Origin of the sequence: Psychromonas sp. (assembly GCF_047632955.1) — a bacterium.
Lineage (GTDB): Bacteria > Pseudomonadota > Gammaproteobacteria > Enterobacterales > Psychromonadaceae > Psychromonas.
Map to the genome: position 1 here is coordinate 53,333 of NZ_JBLIED010000016.1, position 25,702 is coordinate 79,034.

The 25,702-nt window shown below is 42.2% G+C and carries 21 protein-coding genes; 15 read left to right on the forward strand and 6 right to left on the reverse strand.

What is annotated here, in order from left to right; translation table 11 throughout:
• Nucleotides 1-90 precede the first annotated feature (90 nt).
• Nucleotides 91-1,437 carry a class II 3-deoxy-7-phosphoheptulonate synthase gene (locus ACJAZP_RS11360; RefSeq protein ID WP_415230860.1) on the reverse strand — a complete coding sequence of 449 codons (1,347 nt, stop codon included), beginning with the start codon at nucleotides 1,435-1,437 and terminating at the stop codon, nucleotides 91-93.
• A 250-nt stretch (nucleotides 1,438-1,687) separates the two neighbouring features.
• Here ACJAZP_RS11360 and ACJAZP_RS11365 point away from each other — a divergent pair, with 250 nt between their 5' ends.
• The 3 genes from ACJAZP_RS11365 (at nucleotide 1,688) to ACJAZP_RS11375 (ending at nucleotide 3,346) form a co-directional block, all read left to right on the forward strand.
• Nucleotides 1,688-1,981: a hypothetical protein gene (locus ACJAZP_RS11365; protein WP_415230861.1), complete on the forward strand. Its 294-nt coding sequence runs from the start codon at nucleotides 1,688-1,690 to the stop codon at nucleotides 1,979-1,981.
• 262 nt (nucleotides 1,982-2,243) lie between these two features.
• Nucleotides 2,244-2,543 carry a 2OG-Fe(II) oxygenase gene (locus ACJAZP_RS11370; RefSeq protein ID WP_415230862.1) on the forward strand — a complete coding sequence of 100 codons (300 nt, stop codon included), beginning with the start codon at nucleotides 2,244-2,246 and terminating at the stop codon, nucleotides 2,541-2,543.
• Between the two features lie 353 nt (nucleotides 2,544-2,896).
• Nucleotides 2,897-3,346, forward strand: a complete 450-nt coding sequence (locus ACJAZP_RS11375) for a PTS sugar transporter subunit IIA (RefSeq protein WP_415230888.1) — start codon at nucleotides 2,897-2,899, stop codon at nucleotides 3,344-3,346.
• Between the two features lie 160 nt (nucleotides 3,347-3,506).
• Here the strand turns inward: ACJAZP_RS11375 and ACJAZP_RS11380 are convergent, their stop codons facing one another.
• Genes ACJAZP_RS11380 through ACJAZP_RS11390 form a run of 3 tightly spaced genes read right to left on the reverse strand, consistent with a single transcriptional unit; the run spans nucleotide 3,507 to nucleotide 8,096 of the window.
• Entirely contained in the window at nucleotides 3,507-5,615 is a 2,109-nt protein-coding gene (locus tag ACJAZP_RS11380) for a putative bifunctional diguanylate cyclase/phosphodiesterase (protein WP_415230863.1), read from the reverse strand.
• Nucleotides 5,612-6,118: a YfiR family protein gene (locus ACJAZP_RS11385; protein WP_415230864.1), complete on the reverse strand. Its 507-nt coding sequence runs from the start codon at nucleotides 6,116-6,118 to the stop codon at nucleotides 5,612-5,614. The genes ACJAZP_RS11380 and ACJAZP_RS11385 overlap by 4 nt, the downstream gene beginning before the upstream one ends.
• 49 nt (nucleotides 6,119-6,167) lie before the next feature.
• Nucleotides 6,168-8,096 (reverse strand): TonB-dependent receptor plug domain-containing protein, encoded by a 1,929-nt coding sequence (locus ACJAZP_RS11390; protein ID WP_415230865.1) that lies wholly within the window; start codon nucleotides 8,094-8,096, stop codon nucleotides 6,168-6,170.
• 773 nt (nucleotides 8,097-8,869) lie between these two features.
• Between ACJAZP_RS11390 and ACJAZP_RS11395 the strand changes: the two genes are divergently transcribed.
• The 5 genes from ACJAZP_RS11395 (at nucleotide 8,870) to ACJAZP_RS11415 (ending at nucleotide 13,622) form a co-directional block, all read left to right on the forward strand.
• A complete protein-coding gene (locus ACJAZP_RS11395; RefSeq protein ID WP_415230866.1) occupies nucleotides 8,870-9,517 on the forward strand; it encodes an isochorismatase family protein in 648 nt (215 codons plus the stop codon).
• On the forward strand, nucleotides 9,514-10,734 hold the full coding sequence (gene pncB / locus ACJAZP_RS11400) for a nicotinate phosphoribosyltransferase (RefSeq protein ID WP_415230867.1): 1,221 nt from the start codon (nucleotides 9,514-9,516) through the stop codon (nucleotides 10,732-10,734). The genes ACJAZP_RS11395 and pncB overlap by 4 nt, the downstream gene beginning before the upstream one ends.
• Before the next feature lie 72 nt (nucleotides 10,735-10,806).
• Nucleotides 10,807-11,409: a sugar O-acetyltransferase gene (locus tag ACJAZP_RS11405; RefSeq protein WP_415230868.1), complete on the forward strand. Its 603-nt coding sequence runs from the start codon at nucleotides 10,807-10,809 to the stop codon at nucleotides 11,407-11,409.
• Nucleotides 11,410-11,474: 65 nt separating this feature from the next.
• On the forward strand, nucleotides 11,475-12,542 hold the full coding sequence (gene corA / locus ACJAZP_RS11410; protein WP_415230869.1) for a magnesium/cobalt transporter CorA: 1,068 nt from the start codon (nucleotides 11,475-11,477) through the stop codon (nucleotides 12,540-12,542).
• Between the two features lie 279 nt (nucleotides 12,543-12,821).
• Nucleotides 12,822-13,622: an RMD1 family protein gene (locus tag ACJAZP_RS11415; RefSeq protein WP_415230870.1), complete on the forward strand. Its 801-nt coding sequence runs from the start codon at nucleotides 12,822-12,824 to the stop codon at nucleotides 13,620-13,622.
• Nucleotides 13,623-13,674: 52 nt separating this feature from the next.
• Here the strand turns inward: ACJAZP_RS11415 and ACJAZP_RS11420 are convergent, their stop codons facing one another.
• Nucleotides 13,675-16,230 carry an amino acid permease gene (locus ACJAZP_RS11420; protein WP_415230871.1) on the reverse strand — a complete coding sequence of 852 codons (2,556 nt, stop codon included), beginning with the start codon at nucleotides 16,228-16,230 and terminating at the stop codon, nucleotides 13,675-13,677.
• Between the two features lie 212 nt (nucleotides 16,231-16,442).
• On the opposite strand from ACJAZP_RS11420, the gene ACJAZP_RS11425 reads away from it, so the two are divergent.
• The 4 genes from ACJAZP_RS11425 (at nucleotide 16,443) to ACJAZP_RS11440 (ending at nucleotide 19,979) form a co-directional block, all read left to right on the forward strand.
• Nucleotides 16,443-17,519: a mechanosensitive ion channel family protein gene (locus ACJAZP_RS11425; protein ID WP_415230872.1), complete on the forward strand. Its 1,077-nt coding sequence runs from the start codon at nucleotides 16,443-16,445 to the stop codon at nucleotides 17,517-17,519.
• Nucleotides 17,520-17,726: 207 nt separating this feature from the next.
• Nucleotides 17,727-18,260 (forward strand): NADPH-dependent FMN reductase, encoded by a 534-nt coding sequence (locus ACJAZP_RS11430; RefSeq protein ID WP_415230873.1) that lies wholly within the window; start codon nucleotides 17,727-17,729, stop codon nucleotides 18,258-18,260.
• 109 nt (nucleotides 18,261-18,369) lie between these two features.
• Nucleotides 18,370-18,897, forward strand: a complete 528-nt coding sequence (locus ACJAZP_RS11435) for a DUF4136 domain-containing protein (protein ID WP_415230874.1) — start codon at nucleotides 18,370-18,372, stop codon at nucleotides 18,895-18,897.
• A 176-nt stretch (nucleotides 18,898-19,073) separates the two neighbouring features.
• On the forward strand, nucleotides 19,074-19,979 hold the full coding sequence (locus tag ACJAZP_RS11440; RefSeq protein ID WP_415230875.1) for a ChaN family lipoprotein: 906 nt from the start codon (nucleotides 19,074-19,076) through the stop codon (nucleotides 19,977-19,979).
• Nucleotides 19,980-20,114: 135 nt separating this feature from the next.
• Here the strand turns inward: ACJAZP_RS11440 and ACJAZP_RS11445 are convergent, their stop codons facing one another.
• On the reverse strand, nucleotides 20,115-20,897 hold the full coding sequence (locus tag ACJAZP_RS11445) for a DUF2189 domain-containing protein (RefSeq protein ID WP_415230876.1): 783 nt from the start codon (nucleotides 20,895-20,897) through the stop codon (nucleotides 20,115-20,117).
• Between the two features lie 467 nt (nucleotides 20,898-21,364).
• Between ACJAZP_RS11445 and ACJAZP_RS11450 the strand changes: the two genes are divergently transcribed.
• From ACJAZP_RS11450 to ACJAZP_RS11460, 3 genes are all read left to right on the forward strand, one after another.
• Nucleotides 21,365-22,735, forward strand: a complete 1,371-nt coding sequence (locus tag ACJAZP_RS11450; protein ID WP_415230877.1) for a class II fumarate hydratase — start codon at nucleotides 21,365-21,367, stop codon at nucleotides 22,733-22,735.
• Nucleotides 22,736-22,882: 147 nt separating this feature from the next.
• Complete coding sequence (locus ACJAZP_RS11455; protein ID WP_415230878.1) at nucleotides 22,883-24,370, forward strand: glutamate-cysteine ligase family protein; 1,488 nt, start codon at nucleotides 22,883-22,885, stop codon at nucleotides 24,368-24,370.
• Complete coding sequence (locus tag ACJAZP_RS11460) at nucleotides 24,367-25,404, forward strand: succinylglutamate desuccinylase/aspartoacylase family protein (RefSeq protein WP_415230879.1); 1,038 nt, start codon at nucleotides 24,367-24,369, stop codon at nucleotides 25,402-25,404. Before ACJAZP_RS11455 ends, ACJAZP_RS11460 begins: the two co-directional genes overlap by 4 nt.
• Nucleotides 25,405-25,702 lie beyond the last annotated feature (298 nt).

The following is a 25,702-nucleotide window of genomic DNA, read 5'->3' on the forward strand; positions in this document are numbered from 1 at the left end:
GCCCAAATTTTAATTCCTTACCAACACCGCTACATTAGAAACATAACCTCAGTAACCACCCTTGAACGATTTATTGCATATCACTATGCATTATCTTGCCGCTTTAATGTGCTCAGCAATCAAAAATGCTAATTCTAATGCCTGGTCGGCATTTAAGCGCGGATCACAGTAGGTATGGTAACGCTGTGCCAGGTCGTGCTCGGTAATTTGGAACGCGCCGCCCACACATTCGGTGACGTTACGACCGGTCATCTCAAAGTGCACACCGCCTGCGTAAGATCCTTCGGTTTTATGAATTTGAAAAAATTGCTTCACTTCACGTAATATATCGTCCACGCGGCGAGTTTTGTAGCCGTTTGGCGCTTTAATGGTATTGCCGTGCATCGGGTCGGAACTCCATACTACGTCTTTACCTTCACGCTTGATCGCCCGAATAAGTGCGGGCAGATGATCTGCCACTTTATCTGCGCCCATACGCACAATTAAGTTTAAACGACCCGCTTCGTTGTTTGGATTAAGGATGTCGATAATACGCAGCAGTTCTTCAGGATCAGTGGTTGGACCCACTTTCAGACCAATTGCGTTTTCTACTCCGCGCAGGAATTCTACATGGGCGTGGTCGATTTGCCGAGTGCGATCACCAATCCACAGCATGTGCGCCGAGCAGTCATACCATTTACCCGTAAGGCTGTCGCAACGGGTTAACGCTTGCTCGTAGGGCAGTAACAGCGATTCGTGTGAAGTGTATAAGTTGGTTGCACGCAGCTGTGGCGCAGTAGCCGCATTAATGCCGCAGGCATTCATAAAAGCAAGCGAGTCATCAATGCTGCCGGCTAATGCTTGATAGCGCTCACCCAGCGGACTTTTCTTAATAAAGTCTAAGTTCCATTTACCAACCTCGTTTAGATCGGCCATACCACCTTGCGCAAAAGCGCGCAGCAAGTTAAGCGTAGACGTTGACTGGTTATAAGCGGTGATCATACGTTGCGGATCGGGTACACGACTCTTTTCATTAAAATCAATGCCATTAATAATATCACCGCGGTAGGAAGGTAAGCTTATGCCGTTGATGGTTTCCATGTCGGCGCTGCGCGGTTTGGCAAATTGTCCAGCAATACGGCCAATTTTAACCACCGGCTTTTGTCCGCCAAAGGTTAATACCACTGCCATTTGCATTAAGGCTTTAAAAGTATCGCGAATATGGCTGGTATGAAACTCATCAAAACTCTCTGCGCAATCGCCCCCCTGCAGTAAAAATGCTTCCCCTCTGGACACTTTTGCTAAATCTTCACGTAAGGAGCGAGCTTCACCGGCAAAGACCAATGGCGGTTGAGCAGACAAATACTGCTCGGTTTGTTGAAGTTTTTGTTGATCTGGGTAAGTGGGAAGTTGCTGTACTGGTTTGTTTCTCCAGCTTGACGGGGTCCATTGGGTCATGTTCTATGTCCGAGAGCGATAAAGAATCTATGATAGGCATTATCCGGCACATGAAAAGCACTATTTTGAATTTTTTTATTAAAAGTGAATTAAAATGCAAACAACTTATTGAAATAACTCTGCACAGGCGCATTTACATTACCGTTTAAGAAATGAATAGGGTAAGCTTAATAAGTTAAGACGTTGTTTTTTTCTTAAAAAAACAACCTAAAAGTAAATTTATTCTGTCAACCCAATTAAGGTTTAAAAAATGCAGTTAGAAGTTCAATCCGCTCACGCTATGACCGCCGCTGTTGGCCTCCTGTTTTTTCTTTTCGCACTATTTGATCTGTTTGATTGGACAAAAATATGTCAGCGATTCCACTTCCATCCCGTTGCTGTGCTGATCCTCAGTACAGGTCTTATACTCGAGCCCTTTACCCAGGCCATCAGCCAACAAATTGAATTACCTATAGCCAGTCTGCTTGTCTCATTGACGCATCTTTATTTTATCGCGATCGGTATTTTTTATAATATAAAAGTGCGCAGAGCGCAACCTAAGTAGAACCGCTAAAATAATTAATGAAGTGAGCAATGATTGCCAAGGAAAGATCAGCCTTAACAAGGCGTGTCTTGCATTTGATCGTTATGCCCGCTTCACTAAATTTTATGGACCGATTTTGAACCGCTTTAGCTGACCACAAAGTTTTAAAGAACAGGATCTTCTGAATAAAAACTCTATCTTATTGCGTATTGGTCCGGTGGAAGAAAAGCATCGCTATTTCAGCCTATGGTACAATGCTGCAAGTAAAATTAATGGAGTGGCTATGAGCGGCAAAGTAACAAATAAAGCAATTTTAAGCAGCAGCATATTTTCTATCAATCTTGTCACTTATCCTACCAATCATAGCGTAATGCAGCATATTGATCCGGTACAACAGGGGCGTTATTACAAGCTTAATTTTGTGCTTATAAAGCCTAAAGCCGGTGGTGTTTTTAAGTGCTCAAAATGCATTATAAATTTATTTAATCGTATCTATTTATTTCGTCCGGATAAATATGATCACAGTGTTTCTAAAATTGAATCGGGCAAACGGGTATTATTGAGTTTTGCATTAAACCTCTAGATAGAAGCTGATTAGAATCCAGTCGGTTCTTTGAGTGCTGAACTGGTACCGCCGTTTCTGCATTCAGTATCAACAGCAGAGATTAGGTGAACGGTATCAGTGTCGCGCGTCTTCTATTTGAGCTGTAGGATTTAAAAAAGTAAAACTAATCGTTATTGTGTTTATAACCTCATTGATCACATTAGACACTCTTTCTTTATTTCATTAGTAAGAACCCCCCATTTTTTAAAGTTGAATATCCTCCAATTAATAATAACTCGCAGAAGTGCCCCCATAAATAAAAATTGCTGCAGTTACAGCTTGTCCAACAGGCATAGCACCAGGGCGGATCTGCAATAAAACCAACGGTTGCCATTGGCGTAAGTAAAGCGGGGGTTGACTACTGCACTGAAGATGGAAAACCATCAAAACTGTTTTTTATGATTGCCTCTCCAGATGATAGATCGAACCAACACCTTGACGTGTTAGCAGAGCTTTCTTCAAAACTGATTGAAGACGACTTTATTGATAAATTTCTAAATGCTAAAAATACCGCCCAGGCGCTGGAAATTCTCTTTGAAAAAGTAGCGCTGACCAAAGTTTCTTCTGCGCCAAGCAAAGGCTTTATTATTGGCGCTACAGGTTGTCCTGCGGGAGTTGCTCATACCAACCTTGCGGCAGAAGCACTTGAAAAAGGTCATCGAAACGGGTGTGAAAGCACCGATGAAGATGCCAAAGGGTTGATTGATAAAGCGCTGGCGGGATCTCAATATCAAGCAGGCAAGCCGTCATTTTCAGTCACGGAAAGTGTGATTATTGTCTAATTACATGCAATAACAGAAACTGGAATGATTATTCTTTCGGGGAGTATGTGGTGACAGTGCCAGTTTATATTACACAAAAAAATGCCTTCTGCCGTTTGTCGTTACGGCAATCGATACCTGTGCACGCTACATAAATATGACTATCAAGAGATTTCCAACTCTACTGCGGCAGTACTGTCTTTATCATTAAGGAAGATATTGGTCGCAAAAGAGCAGGGTGCAAATTAGTTTTTGATGAATTTTTTAAAAATTGCTGCTTAAACTCTGCCAGCGGTAATGGTTTAGAAAACAGGTATCCCTGGCCAAATTGACAACCCGATTCTGCCAATATATCCTTTTGCTCTTCAGTTTCAATACCCTCTGCAACAACCTGAATACCTAGATGACTCGCCATCATTATCATGGTTCGGCATAAATTCCGGCTACTACTTTTTGTGATTAAGTGATCTACAAATGATTTATCAATTTTGAGAAAATCTACATCCATTTTTTGCAGGTAGGATAAAGAAGAGTAGCCGACACCAAAGTCATCAATGGCAATGCTTATGCCGTGATCTTTTAATTTACCTAAATTAGCGCGAATTGATGATTCATTTTCCATCAATAAATTTTCAGTGATCTCAACAATAATCGCTTCTCGGCTTAATCCAAGCGCTGCCATATAATCAATCCAATTTAACATCCACTGGCCATCACCTTTAAATTGCAGGGGAGAGACATTAATACTTAACTGAAAATCTGCTTCACCCATTTTCCTGATTTCAGCGAGATCGCGTGCTGCTGTTCGTGCCACCCATTCACCTATCTCTTCTATTAAACCAACCTCTTCAGCTATGGCGATAAACTCTAATGGCGGGACCATGCCTCTAACGGGATGATTCCAGCGGATCAAGGCCTCTGCCTTACATATTTTATTCAATTTTAAATCTACAATAGGTTGATAATAAAGTTCAAACTCGCCTTTATTAAGACTGTCGCGCAGATCTTCAATCAATTCCCGTTTTTTAACTAAATTTTCTAACATCGCCCGATGGAAAAAGTGATGGCAGTTTCGACCGTTGTTTTTTGATTTATACATGGCCAAATCTGCATGTTTAACAATGCTTTCAACCGTCAGACCGTCATCGGGGAAAATAGCAATGCCAATGCTTGCAGTGACGTATACTTTTTGCCCTTTGATGATAAAACTATCTGCGATGATGGCTTGAATATTTTTGGCAAGTTGTTCGACAATTTTTTTGTTTTCAATATTTTCAATATTTTCGATAAGTACAATAAACTCATCTCCGCCCAACCGTCCGATAAGTGCAGAATCGGGCAACATTCCTTCGATCCGCTTACTCACGGCTATTAATAAAATGTCGCCGGAATCGTGGCCCATGGTATCGTTAATTTCTTTAAAACCGTCAAGATCCAGACCCAGAAGCGCAAAATTATGAATACTAGGACGCGCGATAAGATCCGATAACTTATCTAAAATATAACGGCGATTTGGTAAACCGGAAAGGGCGTCGCTGTAAGCTTGCTCGGTAAGTTTACTATTGGCAATTTTTAATGCTTTGGTACGTTGCTCAACTTGTTCTTCTAATAAATACTCTCTCTTTTCTATGGTTATGAGCATTAAATTAAAACAATGAGCAAGGTTACCGACTTCATCTGAAGATAAAACCTCTGAACGCAAACTATAATTATTGGTTCTTGTGACACGATCTGCAACGGCGGCGAGGTGGATAAGGGGATGGATAAGATTTTTACGTAAAAACAGTGCGAGCACAAAACTGAGCCCCAATATTAAAATTATAATAGCGAATAAAAAAACACTGAAAAATATCAGACCTTTCTCTATTAAGGAATAATCTGCAGTGATTATCAGCTTTCCATAATCGACATCTGTCATTTTTAAAGGGGTTTTGATCACCATCAGATCCTTAAATATGAAGGTGCGGTTAGATTTTTCAGCAAAGAGCTCAACAAGTGCATCACCATCAGCACTGAGAACCCGTGCACTAACTATATTCGTTTGACTGAGTAACGGCTTGATCAACTCTTTTACGGTATCGTCATCCTGGAAAATAATCGCTGCGGTTAAGTTTGGAGCTAAAATATTGGCAATAGAATTGAGTCGACCCTGTTCAGCTTTAGTAACGCTATTCAATTCATAAAAAATAAAGATGCCAGCAATCGATACACTGGCAAATAATGCAACGACCATTAGTGTCATTAATAACTTTGCATTTAAGGACACAAATAAGGGACGTTTTACACTCATTCATTATCTCCTTTATGAATTCTGCCTAAACGCAAAACTTTAGAACTCATATAGATACCGGATGCCTTTAATTTAGGAATATTGACCTCAAAACGAACCTTTCCACCCACAATAAAGAAATTGATATGCCCGCCAGATTCAATAAAACCATTAAATTCACCGACCAACATCATCTTCGACAATGTCACGTTATTTATCAAATATAACCATTCATCAACGTCATTTTTTGTTAAATAAAGTGTATTACAGTCAGCTATGCTGTCGAATTTTGTGCTTAAAAGATGAACCGTAACAAGCACCTTTTTAATCGTTCGAGCTTTAAGTGTCTGCCTGGCAATATCGACAAATTGAGGATCAAAGCTGCAGATATTATAACGAGGCTGCAGCTCAGCATTAAACCAGTCACCTTGAGAATATCGGGCAAAGTTGTAAAGAAAACCCGATTTAATGGCATCTTCTCTTGGGCTGGCGACAGTCCGTCCTGACAACAAAACTGTTATCATTAAAAACCCTAAAGAAAATCGCTTACCTAATATCAACATAATGCTGTGTCTAAAACTCTGCTGTAATTCTAACAAGATAACTGGGCTCTGTGTAGGTTGAGACAGTGTAAGTTTCAGAGCTGTTGTTATACTCCAAATGCTTGCCATATAAAAGATTATTGCCGGTTAAAGTGAATGTTGCAGCCGGTGTTATCTTCCAGTTCCAGCTTAAATCTAAAATGCTATAATCATCGGTTTCATATGCTCCACCGTTTTCAATGCGGTAGATAGCCGAGAGTGAGTGATTTGCTGTTATTGAAAAGTGCATTTTAGCCATAATCTGGCGTAGGTAAGAGTCATCACCAATAGCGGCCGATGTACCCGATGGCAGGTCATATTTATAAGAGCTAAAACTATAACCCAGTTCCGTGGTTAACTGCTGATAGGGCTGCCATTTAAGAACAGCTTCCCCCCCATAGGTAGTCAGCTCTGCATCGGAGACAAAATCAATGCTAATAAGTGTATAGGTCGCATTAACACTCTTATCGACCACAAGTACATTGCGCGCTTTGGTATGAAAAAGAGAAAGGTCAAGCCCCCAGGAATTAGCCGTATAGCGGTAGCCTAATTCTTCGGAAATTGACTTTTCAGCTTCAATATCCGCGCTACCGTTGATTTCAGCTTTAATACCATACGCAGAAGTACCAAGCGCGGTTCCATTATATTCAATTAATGATGGAATTCTTACCCCTTGAGAAATCGCACCCCAGAATGTATGGCTTGAATAGGGGGTCCACAGTAAGCGGGCCATAGGTTGATGTTCCCAACCGGTAAAACTGTTTCTTTCCGATCTGTTGCCGAGTATTAACTTAAGTTTTTCCGGCATAAGATTAAATTGGCCCTGAAGGAAACCACCAAAGTGTTGGTATGAATCAATGTCATCAATATTGGTAATATAGTCGGTATCATTTACAGAGATTGCGGTATAACGATAATTGACTCCCCAATCAAATTGGATGTTATTGATTAAAGTGTTCATCTGATAATCAATATCGGCAATAAGAAAATCATCTTTATAATAGAGCTGCTGACCTTTTTGAGAACTGATTGAAGCCTGCAGCATCTGATTGGAAACCGATGATATTCTATGCTCTAGTCGGGTCATTACTTGAAGATGATCGCGCGTATATTGATCGCCAATATATTCATTTTGATAGGTGCTTAAATTGGCCAGTTTTAAATTTTGTCCCATCTCAATATGGGTATACTGAGTTTGTGCAAGTAAAGATATATTATCATTTAGATTTAAATCAACCCGTCCGCCGATGCTTTTCTTTTTACCATCATCGCCGGGTGAAAGAGATTTGCTACTTTCAGATGACGCCTCCGTATCTTCAAAGGCACCGAAAATACGAAATGAACTGTAATTCGCTAAATCACCACCGACTCTGAAATTTAGCTTGTGATTTATCTGAGATCCCGCTTCAGCCTGCGCCAAGGTACTGCGGGTATCAGCGGTATGTTTACTGATAATATTGACAACACCGTTGGTTGCATTACTCCCCCATAATAATCCACCCTGACCGCGAATGACTTCAATACGATCAATATCGTATAAAGGTATATTCAAGGCTTCCCAATAGACACCTGCAAAACCGGGGTTATAAATACTCTGTCCATCGACCATGACTAATAATTTACTGGAGTATCGACCCGCAACGCTTCGTGATGTGATAGCCCACTGATTTTTATCGAGCCGACGTACCTGCATGCCGGGCACTAACGTCAGTGCCTGCGCAACAGAGGTGACACCTGACTGTATTATCTCTTTATTGGTTAACACATAGATAGATGCGGCAGTTTCAGACATATTCTGCAAGCGTTTCATGGCAGACGTGACCTGCACATCGGTTGCCATTAATTCATCAAAATCAAGACTTGGAAGTTCATCCAGATCATAGTTTGCGGGTCCAGGATCAGCCCCAGCACTACTAACCATAAGGATTTGATTCAATAAAATGAGAGCTGTAAAAATATATCGATGGTAACTAACTGATTTCTTCATGAAATAAACTCAAGTATTAAAAGGTTAAAGATTCACTTTCATCGAAAGTGACTGATTTTATATATTTGAATGACAAAATCCTTTTTTGTCAGAAGTTATTTTAATCTGGATATTGTGGCTGACTCTTATACTATCAAGTGAGTATGAGCCTGTTATCTGTGCCGTACTGACGGTCTTTATTGAAGTTGCTTTATCAGCATATTGTACTTCAACAAAATCAATATTTTCTTTATGCAAACAATGCCGGTTATTTGCCGTTGGATACAAACGTTTTTAACTTGTGAATCAGGTTCAAGTGCTCACATAGTTTAAAAAACACGTTTATTTTCCCGCTTTAGGTTAAAATATTACCAGTCAAGATAATTTCCGAAACATAATAATATCTTCATAATGAACGGCGTATGCAAAATTAATACAATAAATTATTATCGACCGGATTTTATTGATCAACTTCACTTTGCTATAAGTTATTGTAATTAAAGCGTGTTATGCTACGTTATATGTGAAGTTTATCATCATTTCTCAACTGCAGTTTGAGATATAAGAAAGCCCATGATGCGGCACCTACACCGTACCGAACGAAGGAATTGATCTCTACTATTTCGCGGATTATTTAACGTGTGTGCTAAGTATTACCAGACGAATGGTTTTTTAGTTTCTTGCTCGTCTGCTGTTAGCACAACGTTTTGCAGTGCCAGGAGAATATTATGATTAAAGTCAATAAATCTTATACCGCCAGCTTTGATGTTGATCCGCAGCGCGGTTTCAGCCCATTGTGTCCCAAGGAACTTCCTATTAGTGAGGGTGACCAGATTAGCGATCAGTTAAACGCTCAAGCACAATTTGCAGCTTATCGTCTGGTCAGTAAGGATTGCCATCCCGCAGAAGCGCCTTGGATTGCTAACTCGACCGATGAGGTAATGACACCCGTTGCCGGAGATTATCCTAATTTAGATGTCAAATGGCCAGCACATTGCGTCATTGGTACTGAAGGGAATCTGCTGATTCCCGGACTGCCCAACGAGGCGGATTATGATTTGCTCATTAAAAAGGGCATGGATCCTGTTAAACATCCCTATGGCGCTTGTTATCATGACCTTGGCGAAAGTGAAAGTACCGGCGTGATTGAATGGTTGTATGAACGGCAGATAAAAGTCGTTATTGTAGGGGGACTGGCAACCGATTATTGTGTCAAAATGACGGTGCTGCAGCTTTGCCGGGCCGGATTTCGAGTGATTGTTAATCTCGGAGCCTGCCGGGCAGTCGCAAGCGAAACCACCGAAACAGCCTGCGCAGAAATGTCTGCGGCCGGGGCTGAACTGATTAAAGACAGTAGTAAACTGGAGTTGCAATGAGTACAAAAACCATGGATCGCTGGCTAATCGAGTCTTTGATGGACACCGATCTCTACAAAATTACCATGCTGCAGGCCTATTATCATTCGTCTGAGTTCCGCCTTGTTGATATCGAGTGGAAGTTTGCCTGCCGTAACCGCAACGGCCTCGACCTGAGCACGCTGATTCCGGAAATTTCTCGTCAGCTTGAGCATCTCTGCACACTCTCTTTTAGCGATGTAGAACTCGACTATCTGAGCGGTTTTGCTTTTATCAAACCGGATTTTATCGAATTTCTACGTATCTTTCGACTCGACATGCGCTTTGTCCATATCGAGCCCAAAGGTGAAGACATTAACCTGCGCTTTAGCGGGCCATTATTGCATGTCTCTCTGCTGGAGATTTATACGCTGGCAATTATCAGTGAGCTGCATACTTTTATGAATTGTGGCGGTATCGATCTGAACGTTGCACGGCAAAATCTGGCTGAAAAGATCGCCTATCTTAAAGCTGAAGATGATCTGTCCGGTTTTAATTTTGCCGATTTTGGTACTCGACGACGTGCCAGTAAAGCCTGGCAGGAAGAAGTGCTGTTCACCCTGAAAGAGCAGTTACCGAAGTGCTTTTCCGGCACCAGCAGCCTGCATTTCGCACGCAAATTAGGCTTACCTCCGATCGGCACCATGGCCCATGAATGGTTTCAAAGCTGGCAGGCAGTAACCAGGCTTGCCGATGCCCAGACAGCTGCACTCGAAGGCTGGGTACATGAATATCGCGGACGATTGGGGATTGCGCTGACCGACTGTTATTCAATGGATTCTTTTATTCGGGATTTTTCCGATCCCTATTTTGGTAAACTTTACGATGGTCTGCGCCACGACAGTGGTTGTCCCTTTGTGTGGGGGGAAAAAGCGATTCTAATGTATCAGCAGATGGGCATTGACCCGCTCAGTAAAACCCTGGTCTTTAGCGACGGATTAAATTTTCCACGCATGCTGGAAATCTGGAAGCGCTTCAAGGGTCGCGCTAAAATCTCCTTTGGTATCGGCACAAATCTGACCAATGATGTTGGCAATGAGCCTCTGAATATTGTTATTAAAATGGTTGCGGCTAATGGCCGGCCGATAGCAAAAATATCCGATGAACCGGGTAAAAGTATGTGTGAAGATTTGGGTTATTTACAATATCTGGCTAGTCAGTATGGAATCGATCCGAGTCTGGTGAAAATTTCTCAATAGGGTACTTGTCGATTTTCTGTTTTCGCCTCCCTGATTTTGTCAGGGATGAAGCCAAGTTATAGAGGAGTCATGATGGAAGCTAAGGATAAAATGCATGATCAAAAAGTGTATTTTTGTGATGATGAGGAGCTGGTTTCGGAGCAAATGCAATGTTTGGAAAGACTTTATGACTTTAATCTTACTCGGCCTACTGAACAGAAAAAAAGAGCAGAGATTCTCACTAAACTATTTGCTGAAATAGGGGATGGTTGTTATATCGAGCCACCCCTTCATGCTAACTGGGGTAAGCATACCCATTTAGGCGATCACGTTTATGCAAACTTTAATCTGACCTTAGTCGATGATACCCATATCTATATCGGAAATTATGTAATGTTTGGACCTAACGTCACCATAGCAACCGCGGGACATCCTATTACCCCGGCACTGCGCCAAAAAGCAGCGCAGTTCAATATTCCGGTCTATATTGGTAATAATGTCTGGATAGGTGCAAATTGTGTTATTTTACCGGGCGTGACTATTGGTGATAACAGTGTCATTGGCGCGGGCAGTATAGTGACAAAAAACATTCCTGCAAACGTTGTAGCCGTCGGCAATCCGTGCCGCATCCTGCGCGAAATAAACGACAGAGACAAAACCTATTATTACAAAAATCTGAGGTTCGATGGTGAATAAAACCACTAGCTAATGGTTTTCCCGAAATATAAACACCGCTGATTTATACTTTATGGAGGAAATAAATGTTTGAATCTTTAACTACGCTCTCGGAAAAATCAGGTTTACCGCCCGGCTCACTGATTCATGTCGGTGATGTTAGAGAAGCTGTCACTCAAATGTCAGTGATTGACTACGGTGCGGAAAATATTAAAGAGCATAAAATTCAATCGATAGATGAAATTTTAAAATACAAAGAGAGTGATACTGTCACCTGGGTCATTATCGAAGGGTTAACCGATGTTGATATTGTAAAGCGCATCGGTACCATGTTTGACATACATCAGCTGGTGCTCGAAGATATTTTAAATACCCATCAAAGGCCTAAATTCGAGGAGTATGATGACCACCTTTTCATCGTACTTAAATGTTTATTACCTGAAACTGAGCAATTTTCGGTTACCTATGAACAGGTAAGCCTGTTAGTGCTTAAGAATTTTGTTTTTGCATTTAAAGAGAAAAAAGATGACCTTTTCCAGCCAATTATGCAGCGCATTCGCTCCAGCAACGGCCGATTAAGAAACCTCAAGGCGGATTACCTTACCTATAGCATTCTCGATACCATTGTTGACCAGAACTTTATTCTCATCGATTCATTGGATGAAGCCATCACTTCGCTGGAAGATGTTTTATTAACATCTGAACCCGTTAAAAATACCCTTAATACCATTCAAAAACTCAAAAGAGAAATAATTCGCATCAGAAGACACGTCTCTCCGGTGCGAGAATTAATCGCAGAAATGCTACGCAGTGAATCGCCTTTGATTGACCCAAAAACGCATATTTATTTAAGGGATGTCTCTGATCATGCGATACGGGTAACCGAGTCAATCGAATCATACCGAGAGATATTAACCGGCTTATTAGATATCTATATTTCCAGTGTCAGCAATAAAATGAATGAAACAATGAAAGTGTTGACGGTTTTTGCATCAATATTCATTCCGTTAACTTTTCTGACCGGAATATACGGGATGAACTTTGAATATATGCCGGAGTTAAAGTGGCAATGGGCGTACCCGGCTCTTTGGTGTGTTTTTATAATATTGCCGATAGCACTGCTGGTGTATTTCAGAAGAAAAAAATGGTTATAAGCAGACACCGATCTTAACCTATTTAACTTACTCGGGGCCATTTTAACAAAACGCCTTTTAATCCTTTTTTCATTGTATTTGAAGACCGTTTTACTCCTAAATATTCAGCAGTTATTCATCATTAATTTCCTTTTCTCATACGCTGTATTCTCGACTTGCCAAGTTAATAATAACAATCCATATTGATAGATATAAAAGTATTGATAGTGCTTTGCAGGTTTTAAAAACAGGGGCGCTAAGCTTAGTGTCTTTTATTACATGTTATCAAGGAATCGAATCGTGAGTTCTCAAGAAAATCAAGCCAGTGTTATTACCGTCTGTTATGGAAAGCATTTTGAGTTTAATGATTTAATTAAATATTGTGAACAACATTACCGCTCGACTCGTTATCGCAGCACTTTACACCTTGAGATGGGAGAGGGTGATGTCTATGTGTTTGCTTATGCAACGATTGTTTATTGGAATATAAGCGATCCACTAAGGCAACAAATCGAGCAATCAATCTTACCTTTTTTGAGCGAACCCATGGCGCAATGTTTACAGGATGAATTAAGTTTTAGTTATGGGGAAAGTTTCACGTTACATAATGATCATCTTGTATTGGATAGTAAGCTGCCTTTAGTCAAGTTGGCGATATCACATACCCTGGCGCAATCAGTTAAATTAGAGATGTTTGAAGAGCAGGTCGAACAAACGATTAAAGAAACATCGCCGATTCCCAAATACCTTGCTGAACATGGGAAAATAAAACTCAGTCGCAATCAAATTGCGCGCATGCGCGGAAGCCTCTATCTGACCAAATCCAGCGTGAATTTACATTACGAACTGCTGGATAAACCGGATTTTTTTTGGGAATATCCGGAACTTGATCATTATTATCATCAAACCGAAGAATATCAAGAATTGACCACTCGCCTGGATATTCTCAATCGGAAATTAGAAGTGATTCAGGAGATGCTTAATCTTCTTGCCGATGAAACAAATCATCAGCACTCCGCCGTACTCGAGTGGATTATCATCTGGTTAATTGCGGTTGAGATAGTTATTTTCTTTGTTCATGATCTATTTAAGTGGGTTTAGATCGGCACTTAACGGCATGGTTAATAATCAGATTGATGGCGACGATAACAGGCTAGGTTTCGTCTCCATTGTTTTGCTCGGCGCTATCATTTATGTGATATCTTTTATGTAAGTGCTCGAGTTGCATTTTTTCTGATTCCAGTTTTGCTTCGGCTTTGGCGGATTGACGGGTGGCTTTATCAAGTTGCCGGCGAAGCTTGGCCAATTCGTTATAGAGTTGGCTCTGCGCTTCTTCACTGCCATGCTGACGAATTTTCAACAGTGCTTTTAAATTATCTTCAAGGGCCAAATTGACCCTCTGTACTTCTTCTTCTGCCTGTTTTTCACGTTCCTGCGCGGCATTCAATTTATCTTCGGCCGCTGCCAGTAATCCGGCGATACCTTGCTCCGGCTCCGCATCAAGGTCAATTTTTTGTGCCGCGATAACTAGTGCAACCAGGGGCAGCACAGGCAGTAACTTGTCGACAGATAGCCCGGAACAGTCGACAAGCTGATCCGCTTTAATGGTCAGTGGCAGGAAGATCAAGCTGGCATCGGCTGAATATCTGCGCACTGTTGCACTGCTAAAATCCTCTACAATCATCGCCTCGGCATTGATTCTACTATCCACTAGTTCCTGCTGTAGCGCTTGTAGTGCCGCCTCATGGCCATCGTCCTCGACCGCGCTCAGCACGCGCAACTCAGATTGTGCCCAAAAGGGTGAACGGGTCATCAGATGTGCCAGCAGCAACATCAGCGAACCACTGTTTCCCGGAATATACCAGATATCAATGCGGCGCTCCTCGGGTGCTTGCTGTGCCAGCTTTTGCCATTCAGCTTCCTTGGCGTCTAGGACGACAAGATTATAACCAAGGCGCAGCGCGGAATGCAGATTTTTGCCAAAGCTTTTCAGCTGCGAAGTAAAAAAATATTCCGTGTAGCTATCCAGATAATTGAGCAGGATAGTGTTGGCCCTTAGGGGGCCGACGCCAAAGGATTGCAGTAATAAGGTGCTGCCTATCTCAAGTGATGGAGCATTGATCACCAGCGGGAAAGCGCGTACGCCACTGGCGGTGATATCTTCGTAGAGCTCATTTTCGGCCAGCCTCTTTTGCGATGGTCTGTTTTCCAATATGTGCACCAGTGTCGTCAGACCACTGCCCGCTTCAAGCCAAGAGGAAAATTTCAGCAGTCGCTCGCGCCTTGTTCTGCTGCTGGAAAAAGCCAGAATTTGCGGCCGCCAGTCGCGCGGATGTTCCGGCTCGAGTGATACCTGCAGCAGATGCTCGCGTACCTGCTGCAGGTGGTAGGAACGGCGTCCATCGGCCCAACGGCTTTGCTTGGCGGTGCGCTGCAGATATTGATAAATGGCGAAGATCAGCGACACCGCCAGCGCAGCTGATTCCCAGTTAATAGCTAACATGGCTAGTAAACAGACGCACGCGCCGGCCAGACTTGCATATTTATGAAACCATTTAAAACGCGGGCGAAATGAGGGACTGGCAGTTCTGGCTTCAAAATAAGTGGCGTAATTGAGCAGCCCATAGGAGATGAGAAAAAACATTGCGACGATACTGGCGATCAGATTGAGATCACCCAGACTGATAGTCAATACCGCGATAGCAGCGGCCAGCAGCACTCCCCGTTGCGGATTGTTGGACGAGCCAACGCCTGCGGCAAAAGGGTTTAACAGCGGAAAAATTTTATCCGCCGCCAATGACTGCAGAATCCGCGGCGCACCGAGAAAAGAAGCCATCGCCGACGAAAGGGTGGCGGCAAATACCCCGGCGATAATAAATACAGGCAGCCAGGCAATCCGGTTCATGGAGGAATAATCACTGACCAATAACTGTTGGGGCAGGCTGCCGGCAAAAAAGATCGCCGCGATTAAATAAACTATCAGTGAGATGCCTACGGCGAGAAAGGTACCCTTGGGCAAACTAATACTGGGATCGCGCAGATCCCCTGACATGCTTACCCCTTGAGTGAAGCCGGTAACGGCAGGGAAAAATACCGCGAACAGCACCCAGAAGGGCGGAGATTGCGCTGTTGATTGCCAGTTTTCCTGCAGCAGAGCAACGTCCCAATGTGATAGCGCGCCGATAAAAAAGGAGATCAGTGCCAGGCAGAGAGTGGCCATCACAACATATTGAAAACGTATCGCCCAATCCGCTCCTTGCCAGGCTAAAAAAAACAATCCAGCAAGAGGTAAAAGTGCAATGATCTGTGCCATGCCGTCGCTCATGGCAAACAGTCCGGCAACCACTTCGCCAAAGCCGATGCAGTAAAAACCGATCGAAACCGATTGAGCCATGAACAGCACCAGCCCCAGCGCGCCGCCAAACTCAAGCCCGAGGGTTCTGGATATCAGATAATAATCACCGCCGCCGCGAACTTTTAAATTGGTGGCGATGGCCGACAGAGAAATGCTGGTCAGTATGGAGATAGTGTAGGCAATACAAATAATCAGCAGAGTCTGCAGCAAACCGCCCGTACCGACCACATAGCCGAGCCGCAGGAATAAAATCAGTCCGAGTATAGTTAACACACTTGGGGTAAAGACACCGGCAAAGGTGCCCAGCTTGTGCTCTGTCGTCTTGGATGAGGTCGGTGCGGCTTGTTTACGCATTAATTATTTACTTACAGTCTGGAAACGTTAATATTAGCATTTCGAGAAGTAATCACCACTGCTGTTTGTGGACTTATAAAGCACAGTGCAGATTTTTTGATCTGTTCTAGTATAATCTTATAAAAACATACGCTTATCTAGCCAATCTTGTGCTCTGTTGTGGGGAAAAAGCATCTTTTTTACAACGGGCAAGCTAAAAATGGAAGGAATCTATGCAGTTGTCTGATCAAGTAGTAGATATTTTTTTTGCGTTTCTGCCATCCTTGAGTATATTTATTTTCTCTGTTCTGATGCTGGCGGGATGTTATTGGTTTCTGCTCGGGCGGCGTCCCGAACTGGGTAATGAACGAAAATTCCCGATCCAGATTTTAATGTTGGCTCTGACTATCATATCGGTGTTGGCAGTGGTCATTACCTTACCCATAAACGAAATTTCTCGTAACCAGATAATGGGTTTAATTGGTATCCTCCTTTCGGGCATGATTGCCTTTTCATCAACCAATATTATCTCAAACTTAATGTCCGGTGTTTTGCTGCGCATAACAAAACCTTTCCAAACCGGCGATTTTATACGCGTCGGTGATTTTTTTGGTCGAGTGGCTGAGCGCGGCTTATTCGACACGGAAATTCAATCGGAAAACCGCGAATTTGTGGCATTACCTAATACATATCTGGTTAATAATCCGGTCTCTACCATCCGTAAGTCCGGTACCATCGTTTCAGCGACCTTGTCATTAGGATACGATCTGCATCATTTACAGATTGAACCTTTACTTATCAAAGCGGCACAGATAAGCGGACTTACCAGCCCCTTTGTTCATATTATTGAGCTTGGCGATTTTTCTATTACTTACCGCATTTCCGGATTACTGGTAGAGGTAAAAGGACTGCTTACTGCTCGTTCAAATTTATTTCGATGCATTCTGGAAACCCTGCACAGTGAAGGGATTGAAATTATGTCACCGGCTTTTATGAATCAACGTAAAATGGATGATGGTAAGAAGGTTATTCCAACTTTTGTGCACGCAGCGCCAGAAAAAAAAGTAGTTGATGCAGAAGGAATTATTTTTGATAAAGCCGAACAAGCAGCGCAGATAGAAGATGAAAAAAAGGAATTAATGGACGGTATAAAAGATTTAGAAAGCACCCTAAAAACCAGCTCCAATGAAAACAAACCGCAACTAAAAGCGAGTATAAAAAAGAAACGTGAAAGGCTTGATATTGTTGATCACAGCGAAATTGAAGAAGATAGTGAAAATACTCCGAGTACCGCATCAAAGAAGGATTAATCCTGCCGTGCTTTTTCATCGGCAAGGTTTTGTTGAGCTGTGTCTGAAAATAGACAAAACAGGATAGTTGAATATACTCATTTATATAAAAAGTCGCGGTCGCTGTCCAACCGGATTTAAGATGCAAGCATCAATAATTTATACTGATTTTGTGTCGTCGAAAATCCCTTTCCCGCCCTTATTTTGATTCATATTAGGAACATACGCATGAAAATTATTGGATTTGCTGCCACTAACCACAAGAAATCGATTAACTATCAAATAGTGGAATATGGATGTTCGTTTTTAAAAGATCATGAGGTTGAAATCTTAGATTTAAATGATTATGAGCTGCCCTTATACAGCCAGGATAAAGAGCAACAAATAGGGCATCCGGCAATTGCAAAAGCATTTCTGGAAAAGCTCTCGACCTGTGATGGCATTGTCATCTCTTTTGCCGAGCATAATGGTTCCTATACAGCGGCTTATAAAAACTTATTCGACTGGTGCTCGCGCATAGAGCCTAAAATATTCCAAAATAAACCCATGGTTTTTTTATCAACCTCCCCCGGAGCAAGGGGCGGCGCAAGTGTCTTAGCAACCGCGGTACAGGCCGCTCCCTATTTTAACGGTATCGTTAAAGCGAGCTTAGCAATACCGAGTTTTTTTGATAATTTTGATTCGAAAAAGCAACTGTTGATACATGCCGAGCTTAATGAACAGCTTAAAGATGCAATGAGTCATTTAAATCATTTAAAATAATGGGTTGTTGTTTTTGCTACGAGAGGTGCATGCTGCAATTTATCGTCTGCTAACTCGTTCATTAAGATCAGCCGTACAAGGTTATTTGCTGAAAAATATTGGAGTATTTATGTTACGTATTATTGCCGCAGTATTACTCACATTATCTGTGTCAGCCTGCAGCGTAAAACCCGCAACTGATTATGTTATCGGACATGATTTTTCGCAATATCAGAGTTTTGCATTTGTTACCACACCCAAAGATGCAGTTGTCAGTATAGACAGTGCGAGAATAGAAACTGCCGTGGTTACATCACTGAGCCAAAAAGGAATTAGTCAAACAACCAAGGAGCAGGCTGACTTTTTAGTGGATTATCATATAGAGAAGGCAACTGAGCTTGAATCATTTGGCAGTAGCATAGGTGTTGGCATATTCGGCGGTAGGGGAGGCATTGGCATGAGCAGTCCCACACGTTACCGCGAACGTAACTATGGTAAGTTAGTGCTCGAATTCTTAAATCCAAACAGCCAGTCCATAGTATGGTCTTCTATTTCACAGAGCCCGTTAAATGAGACCATGGGAACGGATAAACGTGCGGAATTTATTAGTGCACAAATCACATTAATGCTCAGTGATTTTCCTCCTAAAGGTCAATGAAAGCTGCTTTGATTGATCAAAAACTTATTTTTAAATTTGAATAATTCCAGCAGTAAACTCAGCAGAGGATTATCAGGAGGTCAGTTATTATTTATCCCCGCAAGTTATTTATTCGATATATAAAAGGCAGTATCAATTTAGGCTTATTAACCATGTTATCCGCCTGTACTGCTTTTATGCCACAAAATTCTTCACTGTCCAGGCAGCCTCAAGCAATCACTACCTATTTTGATTATCAAATAGTCTCACCGAACAATAAAACCATTACACTTGAGGATTTGTCGCGGGAAATCAAAAATGCCGATGTGGTGCTGATTGGCGAGTGGCATACTCACAGTGCTATTCATCGTTTTGAAACGGAATTGTTGCACACTCTATTTTTGCAGGATCCCAATTTAACACTCTCCATGGAGCAGTTTTCGCGAGACAGCCAAGAAATTGTAAATCAGTATCTGGCGGGTGAAATTGGTGAAACAACCTTGATATCAAAAGCCAATGCATGGCCGAACTATGAAAGTGATTATCGCCCTTTGGTTGAGTTCGCAAAATTTAATAAACTTGATCTGATAGCCGCCAATGCACCTGATAACCTGATAAGTTGTATCGCCAGAGAAGGGCTTGATTATATTAATAGACTGCCGGCAAATCAAAGGGCCTGGCTTGCCGAGCGAATCTCTACCAAACAGAGTGCATATAAAAGACGCTTTATGTCCTCAATGCACCATGGTGATGAAAGGCAAAATAATAAACAATTTGCGGCGCAGATGGCCTGGGATGAGACCATGGCGGAAAGTATCGTACGTTATTTAGATAAGCATTCTGACAAGCAGGTGATGCACATTGCCGGCAGCTTCCATGTTGAAAACGGTCTCGGGATTGCGGCGAGTATTCTGCGCAGAGCGCCTGGTTTGAAGGTAGTGATAGTGACACCTGTCGGTGTCGAGGATACGCTTAAGGAAGGAGGTGGCGATTACCGCCTGCAGGTTATCTCTCCTCCGCAACAATTTGTAAAAAATGAAAATAGAATGGCTTATTTTAAGTCGATTTCCACGCGTAATAACAATTTACAATGCATTTTTTAAGCAAAACAAGTACCGACGGAGAGAGAATAAAGTGATAAAGAAACACCCCAGTAAATCAGCTTGCCGATTCACTGGGGTGGGAAGTCAACGGTCACAATGTTCAACAATCAACAATCAACAATCAACAATTAATAATTATTCATAGACGCGTTTCTTTTTCGTTTTGATAACCGCAATATAGGCATGCCAGCTGGCAAAGGCAAGAATAGGCATAATTACGATAAAGCCTAGCGCTGAGGTTAAAAAGCCCACGAATACCAACACAATAAGGATTAATCCCCACACTATCATGACATAAAAATTATTCATGACAGCCTTAGTTGAGGTAAATATAGCCGTCATAATATCCACTTTACGCTCTAATAATATTTGTGGTGTAAACGCAGAAAGCACCATCACTGCGGCTAATATTAATGCCCCTAATATACTACCCAGACTCAAAAAAGCTAACAGCTCTTCAAAGGTCGGATTAGCTGAATCGGGATAAAGAACATAAACCAGAGTCCCAACGCGCAGCCAGGCCGTCATGATCAGCAGTAAAATAACGGCAAATGCCCATGCACCGACCGGGTTACGAAACATCGATTTAACACTATGAGAAAAAGTGGGTTTATGACCTTTTTCTAACTCCCAGGAAATATCATAAAGTGCAGCGGCGAAAATAGGAGCAATCAGGGTAAAAGTAATAGTCATACTTATATTAATGAGATGGTTATCTGTTTCACGGTAAAGATACATAATAACAACCGGTATTATGCTGAAAATAACACCATAAATAAGGCTAATTAATGGTGCGGCTATAAAATCTTTTACGCCTAGTAATAACCAATGTAGAGGGGCTGAAATTTTAACTTTATTACTCTCTATCGTACGTGCATATTCATGTTGGTGATTTTTATCAGTTGGGTTTAACGGCATACCGTTCTCCTATGGACAGTAGATTGTATTCAGTTATTACTTGTTTAGCACTATAGTTCATTTTCAAAACATGAGACATTGCACTATAAGTTTGATCAGCTCTAAACTTAATCAAATTCGATTAGGTGTAGAGCAGTGTTTTAACTTGTGTTTATGAAGCTATGCTTGAAGGTGAACCAGAAAATTCAAACGGATCCTTGTTTTAGTGTATCTGGGGATGCCTTATTCATTGATTTATAAAAGAATAGACCAGTATGCTAGAAAGTAAAAAAAGATTGCCGTTCACAGCTTATTTTATTGAAAATTAATGTGGGCTATCATTAATCTATTGCTGAGTGCTGTGTTGATGCGCTCAGAGAACACAGTAAAAACAGCGTTTTGGGTGATCCTTAGAGTTTAATAATTAATTGTTTATGCAGCGGTTTGAGCATTTTTTAATAACTTATATTTAACAAAGGAAGTGTACTATGAGCAACTTTAGAGTTGAAAGTGACAGTCTGGGTGATATTAATGTTCCTGCGTCGGCTCTTTATGGTGCACAAACCCAGCGCGCAATAATCAATTTCCCCATCAGTGGGCTGACCCTTCCAAAAGCTTTTATTCAGGCATTGGCTTTACTCAAAAAGTCGGCTGCACAGGCTAATGTTGAATTAGGTTTGCTGGATCAGAAAAGGGCCAAGGCTATTATCAACAGCGCAAACTTGATTGCCTTAGGCAAACACTCGAATCAGTTTCCGGTTGATGTTTTTCAAACTGGCTCGGGTACCAGTACCAATATGAATATCAATGAGGTTATTGCAAAGCTTTCGGGCAAGCACGTTGATGCCAATGACCACGTTAATATGGGACAGAGCAGCAACGATGTTATTCCAAGTACTATTCATATCAGTGCCGCTATTGCACTCAGTAATCAGCTTTTCCCCGCCTTAAAACACCTTCATAAAACTATCTTGAACAAATCCGAGAGTGTAAAAACACACATTAAAACCGGGCGTACCCACCTGATGGATGCCATGCCGCTCAGCATGGGACAGGAACTACTCGGTTGGGCAGGACAGATTGAACAAGGTATTGAAGGACTGGAGTCGGTGCTTAAGCGCTTACACCGTTTAGCTCTGGGCGGCACGGCAGTGGGAACCGGCATCAATACCCACCCGGACTTTGCGCAAACATTTTGCACCGCGTTAAATGCCGATACCGGCCTGGAATTTAAGCCCAGTACTAATTATTTTGCAAGTTTAGCCGGTCAAGAAGTTGCCGTCGCATTGTCCGGACAATTAAAAGTAGTTGCGGTGAGTTTGATGAAAATAGCCAACGATTTACGCTGGATGAACTCGGGCCCCTTAAGTGGTATTGGCGAAATAGCGCTGGAAGCATTGCAGCCGGGATCATCAATCATGCCGGGCAAGGTAAATCCAGTGATACCTGAAGCGGTCGCCATGGTCTCTGCGCAGGTGATAGGCAATGACACCACCATCACTATTGCGGGGCAATCGGGTAATTTTGAGCTTAACGTCATGTTACCTGTGATTGCTCTTAATCTGCTGCAAAGCATCGAAATACTGGCTAATGCTTCGAGTTTGTTAGCCGATAAAGCGATCGCAGATTTTATTGTCAAAACGGATAATCTGCAGCGTTCGCTGGCCCGCAACCCGATCTTAGTGACCGCCCTTAATCCTATTATCGGATATGCAAAAGCCGCTGAGATTGCCAAAAAGGCCTATCACAGTGGACGGAATATTATTGATGTGGCTGAGCAAGAAACCGATCTCAGTCGCGAGCAATTAATTAAAATACTGGATCCTGCTGCACTCACCAGCGGAGGTATCCGTAAATAACTGCGCAGTTGCCGCTTAGATGATGCTTAGCTTTGATCCCTTTTTTTAGCGCACAGAAAAGCCGGACAGAATGGCTGAAAATGCATCCTATCTAAAAAAGACTATTCTTAGTTGTAGCACACTGCTTGGCATCCTGAGGATTTTTATTTGGGAAAATATATAGAGCAAACCGAGTTTACGGCGCAGGACTTTCAACGCTACAGGGAACGCTTGCGTGAAAACCTCAAAGCCTTGAAAACACTCCTGGCGCAACCGGAATTTGGGCGGGGTAGCCCTTCTTATGGAGCTGAATTAGAGCTTTATATTATCGATAAACAAGGTGCCGCAAAACCAATCAATATAGATCTGCAGAGTTTAGTGAATGATAAACAGTTAACCCTGGAGTTGAACCGTTTTAATCTTGAATATAACTTTACTCCGGTGGCGCAGGATAAAGCTCCCTTTACAAAAATTAAGGAACAGATGGTTGATGTGCTGTCCGGCTTGAGCGATTACGCAAAAAAAATGCAAGCTAGAATATTGCCGATCGGTATTTTACCGACCCTGCAAGCGCAAGATCTCGGGCTTAAAGCCTTAACAGATATACCTCGCTACCATCTGCTGGCAAAAACCTTGAGGCGTAAACGCGGTTCGGATTTTCATCTTCAGATCAGCGGTGAAGACGCTTTAGACCTTCATTGGCCCGATGTCTCGGCAGAAGGCGCTGCAACATCCTTTCAATTCCACTACCGTGTTAATCCCGAGGATTTTGCCGATGCCTATAACGCAGCCCAGCTGACAATGCCGCTGGTGCTTGCGCTCTCTGCTAATTCACCGTTTTTTTTAGGCCGCAAACTTTGGCAGGAAACACGTATTCCATTATTTAAACAGGCAACGGATTGTCGCACTCAATACGCGTTAGACAACCATTTCCCTGCGCGTGTCTATTATGGTCTTGGCTGGATCCGCAAAGATATTTACGAGCTGTTTGCCGAAGGTGTTTCCCTGTTTGAGCCGGTTATGCCCGTTTGCTACCACGACGATCCATTTGATCAGCTAAGCTCGGGTCAAGCGCCATCACTGAGTGAATTAAGACTGCACCTGGGCAGTATTTGGAATTGGAATCGTCCTATCTATGATCCGCACGATAACGGTCATTTACGCATTGAATTACGCTCTCTTCCTGCCGGGCCTACTCCGAAAAATATGCTCGCAAGTGCTGCGCTGATGAGTGGTTTGATGCGCGGTTTACAAGGTCATTTAAGTAATATACTGCCGGCTATTCCTTTTTATTATGCTCGAAAAAATTTTTATCGCGCTGCAAAATACGGCTTGAAAGCGTGCTTGTTTTGGCCTGATTTAAAAACCGGAGATCTGCAGGAACGTCCGGTCATTGGTATACTCAAGGATCTGCTTCCCTGTGCACAAGACGGTCTTTACCAATTGGGAATAGCGGAAACCGAGATAACAGAGCAAATGGATATTATTAATGCGGGGCTGGAAAGTCGAATGAACGGGGCACAGTGGCAAATTAATGTGTTCGATAAACTGATTCAAAAAGAAGATAGAAATACAGCGTTAACCCAGTTGGTTGAGCTTTATTATAAACAATACCAAAGCGGTAAAGCTGTCCATGAATGGAGTGAAAAAATTTGAGCACCTTAATATCGCAGTCTGACTGTTTAAACTATTTTGAGAACCCGAATCCCGATGACTTTGGTGAATCGGTTGAAAGCTTTTTACACTATTTACAAAAAGCCACCGCAATTTTTCTGAGCGGCCAGGACTCCAGTAAAAGACGCGCGGTATGCACCTTACTGCATGGCAATGAACCCTCGGGTACAGAGGCTGTTTTTAATTATTTAAAATCTAAACAAAAACCGAGATTTGATACCTTATTTATTATTGGCTCGGTACAAGCCGCTTGCGTTAAGCCGTTTTTTTCGCAGCGCATGGAGGTCGGAAAACGGGATTTAAATCGCTGCTTTAGACCGCCCTATGATGACTCGCAGGGACAAATAGCGAAAGCTATTTTAGATTTATTAAAACAAGTTAAACCCGAATGCCTGATTGATATTCATAATACCTCGGGATCCGGCCCGTCATTTGGTGTTGCCATTGCCGAAGATGCAAACCACATTGCGATCACATCGTTATTTACCAATGATCTGATTGTCACTGATTTACGCCTGGGTGCATTAATGGAACAAAGTGAGCAAAATATGATCACCGTGACCGTTGAATGTGGTGGTGCACAGGATAAATCCTCACAAATTATTGCCCATGAAGGATTACACCGTTATTTATCTGCCGAACGGGTGATGGCTGGCGTTGATGATCAATACCCGATCAATGTGTTTCACAATCCGATTCGCTTAGAAACTAAAAACCACGGGGAAGTGGCCTATGCGAAAGCACCCTGTGCTGCTGCCGTGATAACGTTGCCGGAGCAGGCCTATAAGTTTAACTATGGCATGCTCACCAAGGATGAATTTATCGGTTATTTGAATGAAGATGGTTTTGCGCAATTGACCGCCATTGATCATTTAGGCAATGAACGGCTCGATGAATTTTTTGAAAAGCGAGAAGGCAAACTGTTCTCCCGTCATCCAATTAAAGTCTTTATGATGACAACCAATCCGTTTATCGCTAAAACAGACTGCCTTTTTTATTTTATAGGCAATAGCTGAACGGACTCTTTAGGCGCGCTTAACAGGGATCTGTAATCCCGGCTGTTTTTTATGTATTGTTAAAACTGTTTTTAGTTAGTGCTTGTGTGCCACCAATACGTATAATAACCATCTAAAAAATACAGTCTATACCAATTCCACTAATTAGATGACCTATTTAGGCGCCGGAAAAACGCATGAAAGCAAGGCATTAATTGCAGTAACTAGTTATTCTAATTATCAGATTAATAACGAAGCTAGCATGTGTTTTAACAAGTATAAATGGGCATGAATTTAATGGATTTGGTATTATCTCTCT